The sequence below is a fragment of the Vibrio sp. V04_P4A5T148 genome, from assembly GCF_963875605.1.
GTDB classification, from domain to species: Bacteria; Pseudomonadota; Gammaproteobacteria; order Enterobacterales; family Vibrionaceae; genus Vibrio; species Vibrio anguillarum.
Window position 1 is genome coordinate 1 of sequence record NZ_CAWNMS010000110.1, and the last position, 3911, is coordinate 3911.

A 3911-nucleotide genomic window follows, 5' to 3' on the forward strand; every position below is an offset into this window, starting at 1 on the left:
AACCTAAAATAACAACCGTAATCACAAAGGCCGATTTGAACAAAAACCGCCACGCGTTGGCAGTCCCTCTTTAACCGTTTGTTAGGCCAACCGATTAACAACGACACTTTCAAAACCAAAGAAAGAGCTTTTTTTGTAAATTTTAAGCAAACTAAACTATTCATTTATAAACCAAAACGCTAAATCAGCAAAGAAACAAAAAAACTCAAATTGAGCGGTTTGGAAGAAAAGTGACGAGCGTAGCATGCTCGGCGGACGTTTGGATGCTGAAGGTTATTTTGCCGCTAAATTCACAACGCTAAACAACCCAACGCGCTCAAGAAACAACAAATATGTGATGACTATTTATTGCTTAACTTAAGCCAGAAAACATGGAATTTACCATTCAATTCCAACTCGATTTAGCTGATAAAAACTCACTTTGCCTAACGCCGCGTTAAGGGGTGAGCAACGCAACGACTAACCTTCCGCATCACACTAAAAACTAATAAAATCAACGCATAACGAAAATGCTACGCGTTGCGAATCCCTCTTGAACGCCTTGTTATAGCGTGGTTATTTGCTCTCTGTAGACAAAAAATGGGTTGCACAAAGTTTATTACCTGAAGGATCTCGTAAATAAGCTAAATAGAGCTTTCGGTCTCCACTGATTCGGATCCCTGGTGGATCCTCACAAGTAATGCCTCCATTCGCTATACCTGCTGCATGCCATGCATCAACTAATTCAGGACTACTAACTTTAAAACCAATCGTTATGCCATTACCATGAGTAGCTGGTTCACCATTTACTGGCTTCGTAATGCCTAAAGTACTTTCTTTATTACGATAGAAACAGCGGCCTTTCGCATCAATAAAACCATTCGAGTAACCAAGAACGGCCATAATGGCATCATAAAAAGCCTTTGATTTCTCTATATTATTTGAGCCGATCATTATATGACTAAACACAGTAATTCCCTTTCTTAAATGAAGTTATGACATACTCTGCAACATCGAATCATGTCTGTCTATGCCAAAATGAACAGTAAGCTATAACGCCCAATTAAGTAGCCCGAAACGCAACTACCAACTTTCCGCACAACACCGTAATCACTAAACTCAACGCATAATAAAAATGCCACGCGTTGAGGGTCTGCTTGAATTGTTTGTTATATTTCAGTTACATACAGCCACTGAAACACCAAACAACCTTTGAAAATAGTAAATAACATCAAAAGCTTAACGTCAGTTGAGCCAGATTTAGATACAAAAAAACAATTAATTTTGAAATCGAATCAAGCTTACACATTGATTCTGATGATAGATATCAGAGAAATAAGCCATTAATGTAAACCAAATCAAAAGAGTTGCTAAATGCGATTAAACAATAATGTTCGTTAGACATTGATAAACTTGATCAAATCAACAGCTATGCTTCACAAGAAATCATCAACCAGCAAAACACTCACATTACCACTTAACGTTTAAATTTGTAACACGTTGAATTTAAGAGAAATATAACGCCGCGTTAAGGGGCGCAGGCACGCAATACAAAAGCTACCGCATAGTGCCGTAACCACTAAACCCAATGCAAACTGAAAATGCCACGCGTGCCAAGTCCCTCTTTAACGCTTTGTTATGCAAATGTTCTTAACGGCAAAACGTATCTATATACAAAGCCTCAACTTTATCTCTCGCCCACTGTGTACGACGCAAAAACTTAAGAGAAGATTTGATTGATGGATTGCTGTAAAAACAGTTAATTTTGACTTCTCTGTCTAACCCTTCCCAACCATAGTGCTCTTGTAAACGAACAAGAATTTTCTCTAAGGTTAAACCATGTAAAGGGTTGTTTTGCTGCTCTTGGCTCATTGCTTGGATCCTGATCCATACCGCTTAGTTTGGACGCAGTTTACCAGAATGATTTAGCCAGTTAGCCATTTTATTTACATCCACAGCCTTAGACATAAGCACTGAGGAATGGGCTGATTTGAATATTTGCATAACGCCCGCTTAAGGGGCAGACAACGCTACTACCAACTTTCCGCATAACACCATAATCACGAAAACCAACGCATGATAAAAATGCCACGCGTTGGCTGTCCCTCTTGAAGCGTTTGTTAGGTTTATATTTCATTGCTATTGATTAATCAAGACAGAACCCCCATATAGTCTATGGATAAGAACACGCCTTACCACTCAGAACATACATTCCCTAACTGAGATAACTGGAGCGTGAAAATAAATATTCCAGATTTCTCAAGGAATGATCTAATGATTGCTTATCTTATTCTCGTTCACCGCTATCCAGATCAATTTAAACGGCTATTTCATGCAATATACCACCCAAATAATCATTACGTTATCCATGTTGACAAAAATTCTGGAAAAGAAATTTCAGATGAAATAACTTTGTTTCTAAATGATTACCAAAATGCTGAAATTCTTGAATCAGAAAATGCACTATGGGGTGGGTATAGTTTAGTTAATATTGAACTTCGTGGTATGGCTAAGCTATTGAATATGAACAAAAGCTGGACGCATTTTATAAACCTAAGTGGACAAGATTTTCCATTGAAAACTCAGCCATATATTCATGAGTTTTTGTCAAATAATAAAGACAAGGAATTTATTCGAGCACTAGACCAAAATGAAGCTAGGCCTGAAACGATGAATCGCATACAAAATATGTGCTTTGAATATAAAGAGCATATTTACCGACCTAAAATAGCTAGAAAATTCATGTCAGGGATAACACCATTTATTGGCACCCAATGGATGATTGTGTCACGAAAATTCTGTGATTTTGTTTGTAACACGGATGCATCTCAGCCCTATAAAGAATTTTATAAAAATACATTTATTGCTGATGAAGGATTTTTCCAAACAGTTATGATGAATAACGATTGTCATGGTGAAATAATTCAAGATGACTTGCGACTTATCGATTGGGTACCAGATGGAGATATAAAGCTTAGACCGAGGACGTTTACAATGGCCGATATTTCTAACTTAATTTCGAGCCCTAACCTTTTCGCTCGAAAATTTGACCTATTAGAAGATGCTAAAGTCTTGGATAGGATCGAACATCACCTCGCTGCAACAGTCTAATTTTTAATGAGCTACCCTCAACGGGGTGGCTCAAAAAAACCTAACGCCCGCTTAAGGGGCAGACAACGCTACTGCCAACTTTCCGCATAACGCAATAATCACAAAAGCCAACGCATAGTAAAAATGCCACGCGTTGGCTGTCCCTCTTGAAGCGTTTGTTAGGCAAATTTCTATGCTATTTCGGTAAACAAGCAGATTTTATGCGCTTTATGCGAACCATCTATTTCCCAAAAGATATGCTCAACTTCGGTAACCCTTAAAGTTTGACATACTTCCGCTAGATTCAAACTCGCACCAGCANAGACAACGCTACTGCCAACTTTCCGCATAACGCAATAATCACAAAAGCCAACGCATAGTAAAAATGCCACGCGTTGGCTGTCCCTCTTGAAGCGTTTGTTAGGCAAATTTCTATGCTATTTCGGTAAACAAGCAGATTTTATGCGCTTTATGCGAACCATCTATTTCCCAAAAGATATGCTCAACTTCGGTAACCCTTAAAGTTTGACATACTTCCGCTAGATTCAAACTCGCACCAGCAATGGTATTACCGACGTTGATTGCCATAAATGGAGATTCTGACTTATAACTAGCCGCAACGCATCGATCATCATTAGGTTCATATATTTCAATATGATACTCGGTTTTCATACGTACATTCCTTTCATTAGACATTGTGTACTAGCATAGCCAAAGCAACTAATTACATTTGTGACGGGTTCCATTTTATGACTGTTTGCTTAACGCCCGGCTAAGGGGTTGACAACGCACCGCCGAACTTAAAAAACACACCGTAAACACTGAACTTCAATTTTGTACTA

At 38.4% G+C, this 3911-nt stretch carries 4 protein-coding genes; 1 reads left to right on the forward strand and 3 read right to left on the reverse strand.

Annotation, left to right across the window (positions count from 1 at the left end; translation table 11 throughout):
* Positions 1-555: 555 nt before the first annotated feature.
* Together AACT18_RS17640 and AACT18_RS17645 are read right to left on the reverse strand one after the other, a co-directional pair.
* Positions 556-948, reverse strand: coding sequence for a VOC family protein (locus AACT18_RS17640; protein ID WP_040905355.1), 393 nt, complete (start codon positions 946-948; stop codon positions 556-558).
* A 681-nt stretch (positions 949-1629) separates the two neighbouring features.
* Positions 1630-1851 carry a VF530 family protein gene (locus AACT18_RS17645; protein ID WP_094144348.1) on the reverse strand — a complete coding sequence of 74 codons (222 nt, stop codon included), beginning with the start codon at positions 1849-1851 and terminating at the stop codon, positions 1630-1632.
* A 402-nt stretch (positions 1852-2253) separates the two neighbouring features.
* On the opposite strand from AACT18_RS17645, the gene AACT18_RS17650 reads away from it, so the two are divergent.
* A complete protein-coding gene (locus tag AACT18_RS17650) occupies positions 2254-3090 on the forward strand; it encodes a beta-1,6-N-acetylglucosaminyltransferase (RefSeq protein WP_094145970.1) in 837 nt (278 codons plus the stop codon).
* 411 nt (positions 3091-3501) lie between these two features.
* Here the strand turns inward: AACT18_RS17650 and AACT18_RS17655 are convergent, their stop codons facing one another.
* Positions 3502-3741: a hypothetical protein gene (locus AACT18_RS17655; protein ID WP_094144300.1), complete on the reverse strand. Its 240-nt coding sequence runs from the start codon at positions 3739-3741 to the stop codon at positions 3502-3504.
* Between the last annotated feature and the right edge of the window lie 170 nt (positions 3742-3911).